Annotated in this window: 15 protein-coding genes; 7 read left to right on the top strand and 8 right to left on the bottom strand. The window is 67.8% G+C overall.

Annotation, left to right across the window (positions count from 1 at the left end):
* Positions 1 to 218 precede the first annotated feature (218 nt).
* The 4 genes from KLK06_RS33280 to KLK06_RS33265 are packed head-to-tail and all read left to right on the top strand — an operon-like array spanning position 219 to position 4,915.
* The gene (locus KLK06_RS33280; RefSeq protein WP_214639019.1) at positions 219 to 1,622 is read left to right on the top strand and encodes an acyl-CoA carboxylase subunit beta; all 1,404 of its coding nucleotides are present in this window, start codon (positions 219 to 221) and stop codon (positions 1,620 to 1,622) included.
* A gap of 14 nt (positions 1,623 to 1,636) precedes the next feature.
* Complete coding sequence (gene ccrA, locus KLK06_RS33275) at positions 1,637 to 3,001, top strand: crotonyl-CoA carboxylase/reductase (protein ID WP_214638900.1); 1,365 nt, start codon at positions 1,637 to 1,639, stop codon at positions 2,999 to 3,001.
* Between the two features lie 31 nt (positions 3,002 to 3,032).
* On the top strand, positions 3,033 to 4,058 hold the full coding sequence (locus tag KLK06_RS33270) for a 3-oxoacyl-ACP synthase III family protein (RefSeq protein WP_214638901.1): 1,026 nt from the start codon (positions 3,033 to 3,035) through the stop codon (positions 4,056 to 4,058).
* Positions 4,055 to 4,915, top strand: coding sequence for a 3-hydroxybutyryl-CoA dehydrogenase (locus tag KLK06_RS33265; RefSeq protein ID WP_214638902.1), 861 nt, complete (start codon positions 4,055 to 4,057; stop codon positions 4,913 to 4,915). The genes KLK06_RS33270 and KLK06_RS33265 overlap by 4 nt, the downstream gene beginning before the upstream one ends.
* On the opposite strand, the gene KLK06_RS33260 is transcribed toward KLK06_RS33265, so the two are convergent.
* Positions 4,912 to 5,691 carry a thioesterase II family protein gene (locus KLK06_RS33260; protein ID WP_214638903.1) on the bottom strand — a complete coding sequence of 260 codons (780 nt, stop codon included), beginning with the start codon at positions 5,689 to 5,691 and terminating at the stop codon, positions 4,912 to 4,914. The two genes, KLK06_RS33265 and KLK06_RS33260, sit on opposite strands and share 4 nt — an antisense overlap.
* A gap of 449 nt (positions 5,692 to 6,140) precedes the next feature.
* Between KLK06_RS33260 and KLK06_RS33255 the strand changes: the two genes are divergently transcribed.
* Positions 6,141 to 8,891, top strand: a complete 2,751-nt coding sequence (locus KLK06_RS33255) for a LuxR family transcriptional regulator (RefSeq protein ID WP_214638904.1) — start codon at positions 6,141 to 6,143, stop codon at positions 8,889 to 8,891.
* A gap of 1 nt (position 8,892) precedes the next feature.
* Here the strand turns inward: KLK06_RS33255 and KLK06_RS33250 are convergent, their stop codons facing one another.
* Positions 8,893 to 10,422 (bottom strand): MFS transporter, encoded by a 1,530-nt coding sequence (locus KLK06_RS33250; RefSeq protein WP_214638905.1) that lies wholly within the window; start codon positions 10,420 to 10,422, stop codon positions 8,893 to 8,895.
* A 459-nt stretch (positions 10,423 to 10,881) separates the two neighbouring features.
* Here KLK06_RS33250 and KLK06_RS33245 point away from each other — a divergent pair, with 459 nt between their 5' ends.
* Positions 10,882 to 11,592, top strand: a complete 711-nt coding sequence (locus KLK06_RS33245; protein ID WP_214638906.1) for a TetR/AcrR family transcriptional regulator — start codon at positions 10,882 to 10,884, stop codon at positions 11,590 to 11,592.
* 13 nt (positions 11,593 to 11,605) lie between these two features.
* Here KLK06_RS33245 and KLK06_RS33240 read toward each other — a convergent pair whose 3' ends face one another.
* The gene (locus KLK06_RS33240) at positions 11,606 to 11,863 is read right to left on the bottom strand and encodes a DUF5988 family protein (RefSeq protein ID WP_214638907.1); all 258 of its coding nucleotides are present in this window, start codon (positions 11,861 to 11,863) and stop codon (positions 11,606 to 11,608) included.
* Between the two features lie 62 nt (positions 11,864 to 11,925).
* Positions 11,926 to 12,828, bottom strand: a complete 903-nt coding sequence (gene rfbA, locus KLK06_RS33235) for a glucose-1-phosphate thymidylyltransferase RfbA (RefSeq protein WP_214639020.1) — start codon at positions 12,826 to 12,828, stop codon at positions 11,926 to 11,928.
* A 249-nt stretch (positions 12,829 to 13,077) separates the two neighbouring features.
* On the opposite strand from rfbA, the gene rfbB reads away from it, so the two are divergent.
* Positions 13,078 to 14,052: a dTDP-glucose 4,6-dehydratase gene (rfbB, locus tag KLK06_RS33230; RefSeq protein WP_214638908.1), complete on the top strand. Its 975-nt coding sequence runs from the start codon at positions 13,078 to 13,080 to the stop codon at positions 14,050 to 14,052.
* A 19-nt stretch (positions 14,053 to 14,071) separates the two neighbouring features.
* Here rfbB and KLK06_RS33225 read toward each other — a convergent pair whose 3' ends face one another.
* The 4 genes from KLK06_RS33225 to KLK06_RS33210 all read right to left on the bottom strand — a co-directional run bounded on the left by KLK06_RS33225 (position 14,072) and on the right by KLK06_RS33210 (position 17,266).
* Entirely contained in the window at positions 14,072 to 14,512 is a 441-nt protein-coding gene (locus KLK06_RS33225; RefSeq protein ID WP_250906179.1) for a hypothetical protein, read from the bottom strand.
* A 109-nt stretch (positions 14,513 to 14,621) separates the two neighbouring features.
* Positions 14,622 to 14,816 (bottom strand): ferredoxin, encoded by a 195-nt coding sequence (locus KLK06_RS33220; protein WP_214638909.1) that lies wholly within the window; start codon positions 14,814 to 14,816, stop codon positions 14,622 to 14,624.
* A 36-nt stretch (positions 14,817 to 14,852) separates the two neighbouring features.
* Positions 14,853 to 16,064 (bottom strand): cytochrome P450, encoded by a 1,212-nt coding sequence (locus KLK06_RS33215; RefSeq protein WP_214638910.1) that lies wholly within the window; start codon positions 16,062 to 16,064, stop codon positions 14,853 to 14,855.
* Positions 16,065 to 16,078: 14 nt separating this feature from the next.
* Entirely contained in the window at positions 16,079 to 17,266 is a 1,188-nt protein-coding gene (locus KLK06_RS33210) for an NAD(P)/FAD-dependent oxidoreductase (RefSeq protein ID WP_214638911.1), read from the bottom strand.
* Positions 17,267 to 17,268 lie beyond the last annotated feature (2 nt).

Below are 17,268 nucleotides of genomic sequence, written 5' to 3'. Positions count from 1 at the left end.
GGCCGGCGTTCTGCCTCCCTCGGCAAGGCTATAGGGCACATAGGGGGACTCGTAAGGGTTGTGTGGAGATAGAGCATGGATAAGCCTATTTTCCAGCAGTTCTGCTGGAATCCATACGATAAGTCCTCAGCGTTGGCGCTGGAGGTAGGAAACATGCGGGAAACAATCTTTTCCACCCTGAATGCGAACGGAAGACCGCGTTGACCGCCACCCCGCCGATCACCCAGGAACACTTTCCGCTCGACCAGCGCGCGCCGGCCGTACGGCTGGCCCGGCTGCTCGACGCCGACTCGGTGACGCCACTGCATGACCCCGACGCCAGCGGCGTGTCCGCGGTCATGGGCCGCATCGCGGGCCACCAGGTGGTCACCTACTGCACCGACCCGGCCATCATGGGCGGCGCGCTCGGCTCCTCGGGCTGCGAGAAGATCGTGGCCGCCATCGACATGGCGGTGCGCGAAGGCTGCCCGGTGATCGGCCTGTGGCATTCCGGCGGCGCCCGGCTGGCGGACGGCGTCGAGTCGATGGACGGCGTCGGACGGATGTTCGCCGCGATGACCCGCGCCTCCGGGCGGGTGCCGCAGATCTCGGTCATCCTCGGCCCCGCCGCGGGAGCCGCCGCCTACGGTCCGGCGCTCACCGACGTGGTGATCATGGCCAAGGCCGGCCGGATGTTCGTGACCGGCCCCGACGTCGTGCGGTCCGTCACCGGTGAGCAGATCGACATGGAGTCGCTGGGCGGAGCCGAGACGCACAGCCGCAAGTCGGGCGTGGCGCACATCGTGGTCGACTCCGAGAGCGACGCCTACGAGTCCGCCCGGCGGGTGACCCTGCTGCTGGCCCACCGCTCCCGCGTCGACCCCCGCGCCGCGCTGGGCGGAAAGGACCTGCGATCGCTGCTGCCGGAGCGGGCGCGGCGGGCCTACGACGTGCGCCCGCTGTTACGCGAGATCCTCGACGACGGCACTCCCTTCGTGGAGCTGCAGCCGCGCTGGGCCGCCAACATCGTCGTCGGCCTCGGCCGCCTGGGCGGCGGGAGCGTCGGCGTGATCGCCAACAACCCGCTGCGCATGGGCGGCTGCCTCGACTCGCTGAGCGCCGAGAAGGCCTCGCGATTCGTCCGCATGTGTAATGCGTTCGGCATTCCGTTGATCGTGATCGTCGACGTTCCCGGTTACCTGCCCGGCGTCACCCAGGAATGGGGTGGCGTGGTCCGGCGGGGCGCCAAGTTGCTGCACGCCTTCGCCGAGGCGGCGGTCCCCCGCGTCACGCTGGTCACGCGCCAGTCGTACGGCGGGGCGTACATCGCCATGAACTCCCGCTCGCTCGGCGCGTCCGCGGTGTTCGCCTGGCCGGAGGCGAGGATCGCGGTGATGAGCGCGGAGGCGGCGGTGGGCATCCTGCACCGGAAGCGGCTCGCCGCCGCGCACGACGACGAGCGCGCGGAACTTCGGCGGCAACTCGTCGCCGAGCACACCCGCGTGGCAGGAGGCGTCGCCCGCGCCGTAGACCTGGGCGTCGTCGACGAAGTGATCGACCCCGCGCAGACCCGGCCCAAGCTCGCCATGGCGCTCGCCGCGGCGTCGGCGACCCGTGGCCGTCACGGGAACATCCCGCTTTAAGACTAAGGAGTGACATGGATCCCATGGCCGACGCCTTGCTGGGCGGAGCCACACCCGGCGAGCTGACGAAGATCCCGCTGCCCAAGGAGTATCCGGCCTCCTACCTCCGGGTGGAGGACACCGAGATGTTCACCGGCATGGACGACAAGGACGTCCGCAAATCGCTGCGCGTCGGCATGGTGCCCATGCCCGAACTCGCGCCGGACGAGGTCGTGGTGGCGGTCATGGCCAGCTCGATCAACTACAACACCGTCTGGTCGGCGACGTTCGAGCCGTTGCCCACGTTCGGCTTCCTCAAGCGGTTCGGCCGGACGAGCGCGTTCGCGGCGCGTCACGACCAGCCGTTCCACGTGCTGGGCTCCGACGGGGCAGGGGTCATCGTCGCGGTCGGCGCGGGCGTGCGACGCTGGCGCGTCGGCGATCACGTCGTGATCAGCCCGATCCAGGCCGACGACCAGGAGCCGGCCACGCACGCCGACGGCATGCTCGGCGCCGAGCAGCGGGTCTGGGGCTTCGAGACCAACTTCGGCGGCCTGGCGCACTACACCCTGGCCCGGGCCAGCCAGTTGGCGGCCAAGCCGGCCCACCTGACCTGGGAGGAGGCCGCCTGCGTCACGCTGTGCGCGGGAACGGTCTACCGCATGCTGGTCAGCCCCCGAGGTGCCCGCATGAAGCAGGGCGACGTCGTCCTCATCTGGGGCGCGGCCGGCGGTCTCGGCGCGTACGCCGTGCAGATGGTCAAGAACGGCGGCGGCATACCCGTCGGAGTCGTCGGCTCGGAGTCGAAGGCCGAGGTCCTGAGAAGTCTCGGCTGCGACGTCGTCATCAACCGCAACGAGATAGGCATGACCGACGACGTCGAGATGACGCCCGAGCAGACGATCACGCTGGGAAAGCGGCTGGGCAAGGCCATCCGCTCGGCGGTCGGGGAGGATCCGCACATCGTCATGGACTACGTGGGCAAGGCGACGTTCGGCATCTCGGTGTTCGTGGTCCGTCGCGGCGGCGCGGTCGTCACCTGCGGCTCCAGCACCGGCTACCAGCACTACTACGACAACCGGTACCTCTGGATGCACCTCAAGCGCATCATCGGCAGCCACGGGGCGAACCTGGAGGAGGTGCGGGAGTGCGTGCGGCTGTTCGACCTCGGGCAGGTGGTGCCGACCCTGTCCACCGTCTACCCGCTGGAGGAGGTCGCGGAAGCCACCCGGCTGGTGCAGACCAACGGCCACATCGGCAAGGTCGGCGTGCTCTGCATGGCGCCGGAGCCCGGAATGGGCGTCACCGATCCCGCGCGGCGCGCCGAGGTCGGCGCGGACCGCCTCAACCCGCTGCGCCACCTGGTGGACGCCACCCCCACCTCCTCGACGCCGGCATAGGCGTGGCTTCCAGGAAAAGGCGGATCTGACAGTGGCTCAGACAGCGGCCGCACACTCGACCGGGATCCTGGCGACCGGTTCGTATCTCCCCGCGGAAGAGATCGCCAACGAGGACCTGGCGAGCCAGGCGGGCGTCGACGCGGAGTGGATCCTCCGCAAGACGCAGATCGAGTCCCGCCGTCGCGCCGCGCCGCACGAGGCGACCTCGGACCTGGCCGTACAGGCCTGCCTGGACGCGTTGAAGCGGAGCGACATCGACATCGGCCGGATCGGCTACATCATCGTGGCGACCTCCACCGGCGACTCCCCCCAGCCGCCCACGTCCTATCTCGTGCAGGACGCGCTGGGCGCGCACTCCGCCGCCTGTTTCGACATCAACGTCGTCTGCAGCGGATTCGTGTACGGCCTCGCCATCGCCGACGGTCTCATCGCGCGCCGCCCGGACACCTACGCCCTGGTCGTCGGCGCCGATCTGTACTCCAGGCAGCTCGACTTCTCCGACCGCCGCACCTCCGTCCTGTTCGGGGACGGATCCGGCGTCGCCATCGTCGGCGCGGTGCCCGAGCCGTCGGGGTTCATCGACTTCGAGCTGTCGAGCCACGGCGCCGCCCACCGGCTCATCGGCATCAAGGCGGGCGGCAGCCGGCACCCGGCATCCCACCAGACCGTCGCGGACGGCGAGCACTACTTCAGAATGGACGGCCGCGGCGTCACGGAGTTCGTGCTGGAGCACGTGCCGCCCGCGATGAAAAGCCTGGTGGACCGCACCGGGTTCGGGCTGGACGAGATCGATGCGTTCTTCCCCCATCAGGCGAACGGTCGCCTGATGACGGAGCTGGTCGAGCGCTGCGGCCTCACCGGCACGCACACCCCACGCATAGTCGAGCGGTACGGCAACATGGGCAGCGCCTCGGTGGCCGTGGCGCTCGACGTGGCCAATCGGTCAGGCATCCTCAAACAGGACGATCTCGTCTTGCTCGCCGGATTCGGCGGCGGCATGTCGGTCGGCGCCTGCCTGCTCCGCTGGACGGCCAGAGCGCCACAGGAGGCGAGATGACCCAGTTCGACAGGATCGGCATCGTGGGCTGCGGGGTGATGGGCTCCGGCCTCGCCGACGTGTGCGCCCGCGCGGGCCTCGACGTGCGGATCGCGGTCTCCACAGAGGCGTCCGTGCCCCCGGGACGGCGTCGCCTGCTCAAGTCACTCGACCGCGGCCTGCGCAAAGGGACGATCACCGAGGAGGAGCGGGACGCGGCGATGGCACGCGTCGTCTTCACCGCCAACCTCAACGATCTCGGCGATCGGCAGCTCGTCTTCGAGGCCGTCCCCGAGCAGGAGTCGACCAAGCTCGACCTGTTCGGCGCGCTGGACAAGATCGTGGAACTCCCCGACGCCATCCTGGCGTCCAACACCTCGTCCATTCCGATCATCAGGCTCGCGCGCGCGACCGGCCGGCCCGGCCAGGTCATCGGTGTGCATTTCTTCAACCCCGTGCCCGTGCTCTCGCTGGTGGAGCTGACCGGGTCGCTGCTGACGACGGATCAGACGAAGGTCCGGACCGAGTCGTTCGTCACCGCGACGCTCGGCAAGCAGGTGATCCAGTCAGCCGACCGCGCGGGGTTCGTGGTGAACGCCCTGCTGATCCCCTATCTCCTGGCGGCCATGAGAATGGTGGAGTCCGGGTTCGCCTCCGCGGAGGTCGTCGACCGCGGCATGGTGCTGGGCTGCTCCCATCCCATGGGCCCGCTGAGCCTGGCCGATCTGATCGGGCTCGACACGGTGGCCTCCATCGCCGACGCGTTGTACGACGAGTTCAAGGAGCCGAGCTACTCACCGCCACCGGTCCTGCTGCGCATGGTGGAGGGCGGGCTGCTGGGCAGGAAGTCCGGCCGCGGGTTCTACGACTATTCCTAGACCCGCTGATCGAAGGCTCGCAGCGCCCCGCGCATCCGGTCGACGACGAGGGCGATGACCTCCCTCGCGTGATCCACGAGATAGAAGTGATCGCCGGGGAAGGTACGCAGCTCGAATCCCGCCGCGGTGTGGTCGCGCCATGCCCGGGCCTCATCGACACTGACCTTGGGATCCTCCTCGCCTCTGAGAGCGAAGATGGGACAGGACAGTCTCGGCCCGGGCAGGTAGCGATAGGTGTCCAGCGCCCGGTAGTCGCTCCTCAGCGCGGGCAGTATCGCGCGGACGAACTCGTCGTCGCCCAGCACCTGCGCGTGGGTGCCGCCTAACGTGCGCACCTCGCCCAGCAGCCATTCGTCCGACCGCCGCTGAGGACCGGCGGGGCGGAGCACCGATGGCGCGGGCCGCCCCGACGCGAACAGCCCCAGCAGCAGGGCCGTGTCACTCCGGTCAAGCCTGCGGGCCACCTCGAAGGCGACGGTCGCGCCCATGCTGTGCCCGAACAGCGCCACGGGCAGACCGGTCCACGGCCGCAACGTCTCCACGACGCGATCGGCCAGTTCTCCGATGCTCTCGACGCCGGGCTCACCGCGCCTGTCCTGCCTGCCGGGGAGCTGGACCGCCAGGACCTCCACCGACGGCGGCGTCATCCCCGAGACCGGGAAATAGAAGCTGGCCGCGCCGCCGGCGTGCGGCAGGCAGACGAGTACGGACGACGCCTCGGGCGAAGGATGATAACGCCGGATCCAGGCCTCATCAGTGTTTACCGCGTCACTCACGGCAATCCCTTTCTCGATCGTTTCGGACCGGGTTAAACCAAGAAAAGCTGTGGACTATATCCGCGGGAACTCGCTGATTCACCTTGGCCGAACCGGCGTGTGAAATCCCTTACCCACCGCCAACAGCCGTGCACATTCCACCCTGCTATCTTTACGATGAACAGGAGAATAACTCATTCAGTCCGGACGCGCAGGCTAGGCCACACCCCTAGGTTTTGCCCGTCGGGTAAGGGGCGCCAAGGGGGGTTTCGTTTCCGCAGGCGCATCCGTGACGAAGTGATGAAATAGCGGACCCCGACGTGATGAAATCCGCGAAACTCCCGAGTTTTGTCCGAATGTATTGACAGGCGGCGTGGCGGCGGTACGAGAATGATAAGAAAGGGTTCGTGCCAGGGCCTGAGACGAGCACGACCCCTCATACTGGCGTAAGGGGGCGAACGAGAAAGACGATGACCCTCATCGAGCGTGACCACGAAATCACAGATCTGGACGATCTGCTAAGGGACTGCATTCACGGCAAAGGCCGGGTCATGGTGATCACGGGACCCACCGGGGTCGGCAAGACCGAACTGGCCTACACCTTCAGCCAGCGCGCGGCCGCGGCCGGCATCACCTGGCTGAGCGCCACCTGCTCACGGACCGACCGCACACTTCCGCTCGGGATGGCCAGTCAGAGCTTCCACAGCGCGGCCTTGCCGATCGAGCACGCCTCGGAGGCGGCCCGGCTGATCGAGGAGGCCGCCTTCAGCGCGAAGTCGATCGGCGAGTCGCCGCACAATCCCGATTGGCTGCACACCGTACAGGGGCTGTGGTCGATAGTCCTGGAGCTCTCCACCAGCTCGCCGGTGCTCATCACCGTCGACGACGTCGAATATTCGGACGCATTGTCATGGCAGCTCCTGCTTAATTTCGTACAACGGCTCAACAATGCCAATGTATTCGTCGTGGTGACGGCGACCGAGAATCCACAGGGGATGGATCCGCTTATTGAGATAGACCTGATGCGCCATCCGCACTGCCGGCACATGAGACTGGGCACGCTTTCCCGGGAGGGCGTCACCAAGATGCTCTGCAAGTCCATGGACCAGGAGACGGCGGAGAAACTCGGCCCGGATTTCCACAAGGCCGGCGGTGGCAATCCGCTGCTCGTCGAGGCGCTGGTCGAGGACTACCTGCACGAGTCGGGCGAATCGCATTCGCTGGTCATTGGAGATGCCTTCTCCCGGTCGGTGCGCGCCCTCCTGCATCGCACCGACCCGACCTCGCTGCGCACCGCCCGCGGCCTCGCCGTACTCGGCGATCTCGCTTTTCCGAACCTGCTGGCCGAATTGCTGGAACTTCCGCCGGCGACCGTTCAGCAGACTCTCAACTATCTCGCCGCCGTCGGTATCGTCGATGGAGCGAGCTTCTGCCATCCGGAGACCCGGTCGGCCGTTCTCGACGACCTCGACCCCGAGCAGCGCAAGGACATGCACCGGCGCGCCGCCCAGCTCCTCCACACGGAGGGAGCGGCCAGCACCGCGGTCGCCGAGCACCTCATCCACGCCGCCGACGGCCTGGAGCCCTGGGCGATGATGGAGCTGCGCGAAGCCGCCGACCAGACGCTGCTCAACGACGAGCACGAGTTCGCCATCCAATGCCTGAGACTGGCGATCGACCTGTGTCACGACGACGCGCGGCGGGCGGCCCTGCGGGCCTCGCTCGCGCGGACTGAGTGGCTGGTCAATCCCGCGGCCACCGCCCAGCACCTCGACCCGCTCATGGCGATGGCGCGAGAGGGCCACCTCGGGTTCGAAGACGTCCGCATGCTGCTGAGGTTCTTCCTGTGGCACGGGCGGCTCGAGGAGGCCGCAGAGGCGCTGCGGCGGCTGAACGCCATGGCCGCCGAATCCGGCGAGAAGGAGACCCTCTTCCGGCTCGGCGTCGCTCATCAGTGGCTGGCTTCGGCCTTTCCCCCGCTTCTGCTCGATGCGGCGGACACCTCTATTGACACCGCCAAACCGGCAGCCGGCGTATGGCAGCTGCAAGGAGCCGCCCTTTTGTCCGGTTTTCTGAGAACGGAGGAGGACGAGCATAAGATTGCGACCGCCGAACGCGTCCTCCAGTCCGCCACGCTGGACGATGCGAATCTTGAAGCCGTGGAATCCTCCATTTTCACCCTGCTCTACTCCGATCAGGCGGATCGAGCGGCCCCACTCTGTGATGTCCTGCTCGAAGAAGCCGTCCAGCGACGCTCCCCCACCTGGCGGGCCGTGCTGGCCGGCCTCCGAGCGCACATCGCCATTCGCCAGGGGGATCTAGCGATTGCCCATAAATATGCCTCTATCGCACTGAATGTATTACCGAGTCGGAGTATGGGGATTCATATCGGCTTGCCGTTGGCCGCCTTGATCCGCACCAACACCGAAATGGGGAAGTTCGATGTCGCGACCCAACTGCTCAGACATCCCATCCCCGCGGCGATCTATCAGAGCCGGTTCGGGTTGCACTATCTCCAGGCACGGGCCTATTTCCACCTGGCGACGGGCCTTTCGCACGCGGCTCTCAACGACTTCCTGAGCTGCGGGAGGCTCATGCGCGCCTGGAACCTCGACACACCCGTGCTGGCGCCCTGGCGCCAGGGCGCGGCCGCCGCGCTCATGCAGATGGGCCAGCCGAACCAGGCGCGAGCCCTCCTCGAGGAACCGTACGACCTGCCCGGCGCCGACTCGCTCAGAGCGAAGGGGGCCACACTCCGACTGCTGGCCGGCACCGGCGACCTCAAGAAGCGGCCGGCTCTGCTCAGGGAGGCCGTCGACATGCTCCAGAGCGCCGGAGACCGGCTGGAGATGGCCTACGCGCTCGTCGACCTGACCCATGCCTTCAACGAGATCGGCGAGCTCCACAAGGCCCGGATGATCGGCTACTGGGCCGACCGGGTGGCCGACGAGTGCCAGGCGGAACCGCTGCGCTGGGCGGTACGGCAGGACGATCCGGCCGAGCAGGAGACGGAGGACACCGAGAGCATGGGCCTGCTGAGCGACGCCGAGCAGCGCGTGGCCTCCCTCGCGGCGCTGGGCTACACCAACCGGGAGATCTCCCGGAAGATCTACATCACGGTCAGCACCGTCGAGCAGCATCTGACCCGGATCTACCGCAAGCTCAACGTCCGTGGCCGAAGGGACCTGCCCGCGCAGTTCTCCTATGTGGAACTACGCTGACTCAGCTCGCCTGATCGGCGTTCTCCTCGATGGTCACGTGCCGGAGCTGGATCGCGGCCATGACGGCCGTGGCCACCAGGACGACCGCACCCGAGATCGCGGCCACCCGCATGCCCTCGGTGAAGGCCGTACGCGCTGTATGGAGCAGGGCCGCCCGCGCCTGTTCCGGAAGCTGGGCGGCCACCTCGACCGCCCCGCCGAGCGTTTCGCGCGCCGTCTGGGCGGCCTCAGGGGGCAGCCCGGCCGGAACGTCGAACGACCAGCGGTAGATCGCCAGCCCGAGGCTGCCCAGGACCGCGACGCCGAGGGCGGCGCCGAACTCGGTACCGGCCTCAAGCACCGCCGACGCCGAGCCGGCCCGCTCCTCCGGCGCCACCGTGACGACCAGATCGGAGGCCACCGCCTGAACGGCGCCGAGTCCGGCGCCCAGCAGCCCCAGGCCGATCACCAGTATCTGGATGCCCGGTTCCCCTTCGAGCTGTGAGAGCACCGCGAACCCCGCACCCGCGAGCAGCATGCCGCCGCCGATGACGAACCCGGGGCGCGCCCATCGCACCACCACCACAGCCAGCATCGATCCGACGAGGGCCATGCCCGCGGCGGGCAACGTCAGTATCCCCGCGACGAACGGGCGCAGCCCCAGCACCAGTTGCAGGTATTGCGCGATGAAGTAGAACAGCCCCATGAGGGCGAAGATGGCGAGCGTGCTGGTGATCAGCGAGATGCCGAACCCCTTGTCCGCGAACAGGCGCAGATCGAGCATCGGGTCGGTCAGCGTGCGCTGCCTCCAGACGAACGAGGCGCCGGCGGCCAGGCCCACGACGACGCCGAGCACGGCGGTCGAGCTCAGGCCCTGTTCGGCGATGTCCTTCACTCCGTAGACGATCGGGAGCACGGCTACCAGCGTCAGTGCGGCGCTCACCATGTCGAGCCGGCCGGCCTGCGGATCGCGATATTCCGGCAGCAGGATCGGCCCGAGCACCAACAGCAGGAGCATGATCGGCACGTTGATCAGGAACACCGAGCCCCACCAGAATCTCTCCAGCATCCACCCGCCCACGATCGGGCCGAGCACGCTGCCCCCGGAGAAGCCGGCGGCCCAGATCGCGATGGCCAGCCGGCGCTGCCGAGGCTGGTGGAACATGTTGCGGATCAACGCCAGGGTGGACGGCATGAGGGTCGCGGCCGCCGCCCCTTGCAGGGCACGCAGGACGATGAGCATCTCGGCGCTGGGCGCGTAGGCGGCCGCGGCGGACGTGATCCCGAAGACGGCGGCGCCGATGAGCAACAGGCGCCGGCGGCCGATCCTGTCGCCGAGCGTGCCCATGACGATCAGCAGCCCCGCCAGCCAGAAGGCGTAGATGTCGACGATCCAGAGCTGCTCGGCCCCGCTCGGCTGGAGATCCGCGCTGAGGAACGGCAGCGCGAAGTAGAGGACCGTGACGGTGATGGAGATCAGCAGGACGGGCAGGACAAGAACTGACAGTCCTATCCACTCTCGTCGTCCGGCGATCTTTGACTCCGTTTCCATCCCACACTCCTCAGATACCGTGTATGAGTGCATACGACGTACTCATCTCCGCCTCCGGCCGGACTTAGGACACGAACCGGGCAATAAATTCCGGCAAAGCGGCATTGGCGGATATATATCACGCCTTTTCGGCGGAGCCTCCGCGCGTTCCATCACGCTTAGCGGTCAATTTCATCACGAACTCATGTGATAGAATTTCACCAGATATCAAGATGCGCGTGACAAAATCTGTGAGGCCAGATGCTCACCTGCGCAGAATGCGGCAGCCCGCTGTGTGCCGCACCTCGGGGGCGACGACCGCGATATTGTTCGCGGTCGTGCCAGGCTCGGGCATATAGAGCGCGTGTGGCCGCGCGCGCACGGCCCTGTTCCGAAGCGCCTCTCCCCGAGCCCGTCAGAGAAGACAACCGGCCACCCAAGCCCGAACCCGCTCCGCGAGCACCTCGCGAAGGGCTCACGTTGGAACGGATCGTGGGCACCGGCATCGAGATCGCCGATACCGAGGGTCTGGAGACGCTGTCCATGCGCCGGGTGGCGACCGAGCTCGGCGTGGGCACGATGTCCCTGTACCGATACGTGACGAGCAAGGACGCGCTGATCGAATTGATGGTCGATCGCGTACACGGCGAGGACAAGAATCTGACGCCCGCCCCGGCCGACTGGCGGTCCCGGCTCGAACTGTCCGCGCTGCGGGAGTGGCGGCTCTATTCCCGGCATCCGTGGGTGCTGCAGGTCATCGCGACCCCGCAGCCGCCGCTCGGGCCGAACGTTCTGGCCGACCTCGAACGGGCCATGGACGCCCTGGACGGTCTCGGTCTCGATCCGGTGATGATGCACTGGGTGACCATCGCGGTAAGCGCTCAGGTACAAGGGGCCGCCCTGCTTCGTGTCAGCGAATGGGAGGCCGAACGGCGGACCGGAGTCACCACGCGGCAGTGGCGCGCGGCCAAGATGCCGATGCTGTCGGAGATTCTCGAATCCGGCCACTTCCCCATGCTGTCGAGCCTGGTGGAGAGGCAGGAGGAAGTGGCCCACATCGACGAATGGCTCTGGTTCAGCATTCGCCGCCTGCTCGACGGGGTCGCCGTCTTCATCGAGGAGGGGGACGTTGAGGAGAGGGAGAAGGCCGGCCGGGCTGGACAGGAGCCGGATCTGCGAAAGGCGCTGTGAGACACGGCCATACTCATTCGGCCACTTTGGTGCGGGTGGTCCACCGGAAGATCGGCGGGTCGGCGGAATCCACGGATACGCTGACCCGCTCGAAATGCTCGTATCCACCATTGCGCGGAATCTTTATCTTTCCCGCTGAGACCACGTCGTGCATGACGTGGAGGGTTCGCGGAACATCGGCGGGGCCACCCTCGAGCGCGACCTCCACGGGTTCGCGCCGGGAGCGAGGCGGCACGGCGGACGAGGAGCCGTTGAAGGAGGGAACGGTCATGTCGGGTACCTCCGATGATCGTGGCCGGCGGCCGGCCGTCGACGATCTCTGATGGACGATCTCTAGGAGAATGCGCCGGCCGGTTGCGGCGCGTGGCCGAATTCGGCGGCGAGGGCGCAGACGTACCGGCCATAGCTGGACGGGAGCAACTCCTCGCCGAGGCGGTGACAGGCCTCGGCGTCGATGTAGTTCATCCGCAGCGCGATCTCCTCGATGCAGGCGATGCGTACGCCCTGCCGCCCCTCCAGCATGTGCACGTACTGGCTGGCCTGCAGAATGGAGTCGGGCGTGCCCGCGTCGAGCCAGGCGAACCCTCGCCCGAGTTCGACGAATTTCGCCTTGCCCCGGTCGAGATAGACCCGGTTGACGTCGGTGATCTCGAGTTCCCCACGGGCGGACGGCTGGACATTCTTCGCGATGTCGATCACGTCGTTGTCGTAGAGATAAAGGCCGACGACGGCGCAGTTGGAGCGCGGATGCGCGGGTTTCTCCTCGATGGAGACGAGCCTGCCGAGCGAGTCCATCTCGGCGATGGCGTAGCGCTCGGGATCGCTGACCGGATGGCCGAACAACACGCAGCCGTCCACGTCGGCGGTGTTCTCCTGGAGGATGTCGTAGAACGAATATCCGTGGAAGATGTTGTCGCCGAGCACCAGCGCCACCGAATCGTCGCCGATATGGTCGGCGCCGAGTATGAAGGCGTCGGCCAGTCCGACGGGCTCGTCCTGGCGGGCGTAGGTGATGTCGAGTCCGAGGTGTGAGCCGTCGCGCAGCAGGCGCGCCAGATTCGGCAGGTCCTCCGGGGTGGAGATCACCAGGATCTCTCTGATATTCGCGAGCATGAGCACCGACAAGGGATAATAGATCATCGGCTTGTCGTTCACGGGCAGCAACTGTTTCGAGACCGCGAGGGTAATGGGGTACAGCCGCGTGCCGTGCCCGCCGGCCAGAATTATGCCTTTCACGAAATACCCTTCCTCAGGGGAAAACCGGGTAGCCAGAATCGATATTCGTTCCCTGAGCATCACACCGGATCACATCAGAATGGACTCCAAGACAACCCTCATTTGCCCCCTACCCCGCCCCCGGTGCCCCCCTATGTCGGCCGCTAAACGGTTGCGCACGGTTTACCGGCGATATGGTTTCCATGGCGAAAGGCAGATCGTGAAGCGACGCACGGCGACTCCGCTCGGGATCAGGTAGGAGATCTTGCGATGAGGATTCTGGTCACGGGGGGCGCCGGATTCATCGGCTCCCACTACGTGCGCACCCTGCTCGAAACCGACGGCGACACACGGATCACCGTCCTCGACAAACTCACCTACGCGGGCAACCCCGCGAATCTGGACCAGGTGCGCACGAGCGACAGATTCGCCTTCGTCCAAGGCGACATATGCGACGAGCGACTGGTCGACCCGCTCGTCGCCGAACACGACCAGGTGGTCCACTTCGCCGCCGAATCCCATGTCGACCGGTCCATCATGGGTGCGACCGAGTTCGTGCGGACCAATGTGGCCGGCACCCAGACCCTGCTCGACGCGGCGGTCCGCAGCGGGCTGGGGACCTTCGTGCACGTCTCCACCGACGAGGTCTACGGCTCGATCCCGGAGGGCTCCTCGCTGGAGTCCGATCCGCTACGGCCCAGCTCCCCCTACTCAGCCTCGAAGGCGGCCTCCGACCTGCTCGCCCTCGCCTATCACCGCACCCACGAGCTCGACGTACGCGTCACCCGCTGCTCCAACAACTACGGCCACCATCACTTTCCGGAGAAGATCATCCCCCTGTTCGTCACCAACCTCCTCGACGGCCGGCCGGTTCCCCTGTACGGCGACGGCGGCAACAGCCGCGATTGGCTGCATATCGACGACCACGTGCGAGGCATCGAACTGGTCCGCGCCGGCGGCCGTCCCGGTGAGATCTACAACATCGGCGGCGGCACCGAACTCACCAACCGGGAGCTCACCGACCTGCTCCTCAAGGCATGTGCCGCCGGCTGGGACCAGGTCTCGTACGTCGAGGACCGCAAGGGCCACGATCTGCGCTACTCGGTCGACTGCACCAAGATCCGCACCGAGCTGGGCTACCGGCCCCGCAAGGATTTCGAGACCGGTTTGGCCGAGACCGTCGCCTGGTACCGCGACAACCGCGCCTGGTGGCAGCCGCTCAAGGCCGAGAGCCTGACCCCGTAGTCCGGATGCTCGCGCGCGGTCAGTGGTCGCGGTGCGGCCAGGGAGAGGCGGCCACCACGATCCCGTACAGCAGGTGGTCGCCGAGCAGCCACAGGCGTTCGGTGAGACGGGCCCTGTCCTTGTGCGGCAGGCCGAGCATGGGCGCGATGGCGGCCTGGAAGACCGCCCAGAACAACAGGCCGTAGGCGGGCCCGGCCCACCGCCGGCGGCGTACGGACTCGGGCAGCGCCCCGAAGATCGCGCCGCCCGCCGCCCCGTACGACCAGTGCATGAGCTCGACGACCGCGGGGCGCCGATCGGGCGGGACGCGGCGGAACAGCCGGGGCGTGGTGCGTTCCAGCACGGCCTCCGGCGGCACCTTCTCCACCAGGCCGAGCGCGGTGGAGAACTGCCTGAGACCGGACATCGCCATGGCACCGATCGCGCCTCGAGCCCCGGCGCGCAGGATTGGCTGGTTCATGACGAGTCGGCCCCCGTTCTTCACAGGGTCGTCTACCGAACGGCGAACCGGATAAACCTGCTGGTCAGGGGAGGCCACCTCGGTCGGTCGAGGTGGCCTCAGGTGGACGTCAGTCCTCGATGTGGATGGCCAGCGCCGGGCAGACCACCGCGGCGTGCCGGACGTCGGCGGCCTGCTCGGCCGGCGGGTCGGGGTTCAGCAGCACCACGATGCCGTCCTCGTCGCGCTGGTCGAACACGTCCGCGGCGGCGACCACACACTGTCCGGAAGCGACACACTTGTCCTGGTCGATGGTCACCTTCATGAGATCCTCTTGCCTGTCGTCGTAGTGGGGGGAAAGTCACCAGGTCACGGGGAGCGAGTAGACCCCGTACACGGACCCGTCGTGCTTGAACGGGATCTCTTCCAGATCCGCGGCCAGTCGCAGGGTGGGGATGCGCTTGTAGAGCGTGCTGTAGACGACCTGCAGTTCCATCCGGGCCAGCGGCTGGCCCAGGCACTGGTGGACGCCGAAGCCGAACGCCACGTGGTGGCGGGCATCGCGCTGGATGTCCAGCCGGTCGGGGTCGGGGAAGGCGTCGGGGTCGCGGTTGCCGATGTCGTTGGCCATGATCAGCCCGTCGCCGGCGCGGATGATCTGCCCGTCGAGCTCGATGTCCTCCAGCGCCAGCCGGCGCCGCCCGTTGTGCGTGATGTGCAGGTAGCGCAGCAGCTCCTCGACCGCCGAGGAGACCAGCTTCGGATCCTCGGTGTCACGCAGGAGGGCCAGTTGGCCGGGGTTCTCCAGCAGGGCGAGCGTGCCAAGCGCGATCATGTTCGCGGTGGTCTCGTGCCCGGCGATCAGCAGCAGCACCCCGATCCCGGCCGCGTCCCGCTGGGACAGCTCCCCGGTCTTGATCCGCTCGGTCAGCCCGGACAGCAGGTCGTCACCGGGGTTGGCGAGCTTCTCGTCCAGCAGGTTGTGCAGGTAGCCGCCCAGATGGCCGAGGGCGGCCGCCCGCTGCTCGGTGCTCGCCTCCCGGTTGATGATGGTCTTGCTGTTCTCCTGGAAGAAGTCGTGGTCGGCGTACGGCACACCGAGCAGCTCGCAGATCACCAGCGAGGGCACCGGCAAGGCGAACGCCGTCACCAGGTCGACCGGCTTCGGGCCGGCCAGCAGATCGTCGATCAGGTCGTCCACGATCTTCTGTACGGCCGGCCGCATCGCCTCCACCCGCTTGATGGTGAACGGCGCCGTCACCATCCGCCGCAGCCGCGCATGCTCGGGATCGTCCATCAGGATGAAGCTGATGGGCGACGAGCCGTTGAGAGGGGCCGGGCTCGGGTAACCGGGCCGGGTGATGTCGGAGCTGACCCGCGGGTCGGCCAGCAGTGCCCGCTGCTCGGCATAACGGGTCACCACCCACGGGGTGCTGCCGTCCCACAGGCGGACCTTGGAGAGCGGGCCCTCCGCCTGCTTGGCCTGCAGAGCCGGCGGCGGATCGAAGGGGCAACCCTTCGCCCTGGCCATCGGATACTCCGGAATCTCAGCCGGATTCAAGGTACTTGTCATGAATTCCTCCAAAGTCAGGGAGCCGGTACGAGGTCGGAGAGCGCGTCGACGACGTCCTGCCGGCGCAGGCGGGTCTGTTTGGGCATGTTCCAGCCCAGTACGCCGGTGACTCTGCCGTCGCGGCGGTAGAGCGCGACGAAGCGGCGGGCCGCCTGGTCGCCGTCCACCACGGTCACCTCGGCGTCGACGGGCAGCACTCCATGTACCTGGATCTTGGCGTCGAACTGGTCGGTCCAGAAGTAGGGCACGGGACAGTAGGGCTGGTCATCGCCGAGGACGTTCGCCGCGACGATGCCGGCCTGTTCGGAGGCGTTGGTCCGGTTCTCCAGCCGCAGCAGCGCGCCGAGTTTGTCGTGGTGCCACCGGGCCACGTCGCCGACCGCGTAGATTCCCTCGGCGGCGCGGCAGCGGGAGTCGCACACCAGCCCGTTGTCCAGCCGCAGGCCGCTGCCGGTGAGCCATTCGGTCGCCGGGTCGGCCCCGATCGCCACTACGACCACGTCGGCGGGCAGCACTTCGCCGGTGTCCAGGCGCACACCCGTGACCCGCCCCTGGTGGCCGGTCAGCCCGCTGACCCCGGCGCCGAGGCGCAGGCGGACCCCGCGCTCGGTGTGCAGGTCGGCGAGCATCCCCGCGACCGAAGGCCCGATCTGGCCGGCCAGTGGGGCCGGCCGGGGACCGGCCATCGTGACCTCAAGGCCCATGCCGTGCGCCGTGGCGGCGATCTCGGCGCCGAGCACGCCCTCCCCCACGACCACGAGCCGCGAGGAGGCCAGCAGATCCGCCCGCAGCGCCACCGCGTCGTCGAGCGTACGCAGCACGTGGACCCCGGCCAGCTCCGCCTGCCCGGCGAACGTCCGGGGCCGCAGTCCGGTGGCCACCACGACGGCGTCGGCCCGCAGGGCACGCCCGGACGCGGTGTGGACGGTGCGTCCGGCCGCGTCCAGGCCGACGGCCGGGTCGGCGAGGATGAACTCGGCGTCCAAGGTGGACAGAGCCGTCTGCGGCCGTAGCTGAACCCGTTCGGGGTCCCAGGCGCCGGAGAGGACCTGTTTGGACAGCGGTGGCCGATCGTAGGGCAGGTGCGGCTCGGCACCGAGGACGGTCAGGCCGCCCTGGTACCCCTTGCGCCGCAACGCCTCCGCGGTGGCCAGCCCGGCGGCGGAGGCGCCGACCACCAGGACGCTGGAGGGAGCGTTCACGC

This window comes from Nonomuraea sp. NEAU-A123, from assembly GCF_018603905.1.
In the GTDB taxonomy this organism is placed as follows: Bacteria; Actinomycetota; Actinomycetes; order Streptosporangiales; family Streptosporangiaceae; genus Nonomuraea.
This window is presented reverse-complemented; position numbering and strand designations above follow the sequence as displayed.

Excerpts from the sequence above, each read along its gene's own strand:
- ccrA (WP_214638900.1), top strand. The coding sequence starts at position 1,637 with ATGGATCCCATGGCCGACGCCTTGCTGGGCGGAGCCACACCCGGCGAG.
- KLK06_RS33265 (WP_214638902.1), top strand. The coding sequence starts at position 4,055 with ATGACCCAGTTCGACAGGATCGGCATCGTGGGCTGCGGGGTGATGGGC.
- KLK06_RS33255 (WP_214638904.1), top strand. The coding sequence starts at position 6,141 with ATGACCCTCATCGAGCGTGACCACGAAATCACAGATCTGGACGATCTG.
- KLK06_RS33250 (WP_214638905.1), bottom strand. The coding sequence starts at position 10,422 with ATGGAAACGGAGTCAAAGATCGCCGGACGACGAGAGTGGATAGGACTG.
- KLK06_RS33240 (WP_214638907.1), bottom strand. The coding sequence starts at position 11,863 with ATGACCGTTCCCTCCTTCAACGGCTCCTCGTCCGCCGTGCCGCCTCGC.
- rfbB (WP_214638908.1), top strand. The coding sequence starts at position 13,078 with ATGAGGATTCTGGTCACGGGGGGCGCCGGATTCATCGGCTCCCACTAC.
- KLK06_RS33225 (WP_250906179.1), bottom strand. The coding sequence starts at position 14,512 with ATGAACCAGCCAATCCTGCGCGCCGGGGCTCGAGGCGCGATCGGTGCC.
- KLK06_RS33220 (WP_214638909.1), bottom strand. The coding sequence starts at position 14,816 with ATGAAGGTGACCATCGACCAGGACAAGTGTGTCGCTTCCGGACAGTGT.
- KLK06_RS33215 (WP_214638910.1), bottom strand. The coding sequence starts at position 16,064 with ATGACAAGTACCTTGAATCCGGCTGAGATTCCGGAGTATCCGATGGCC.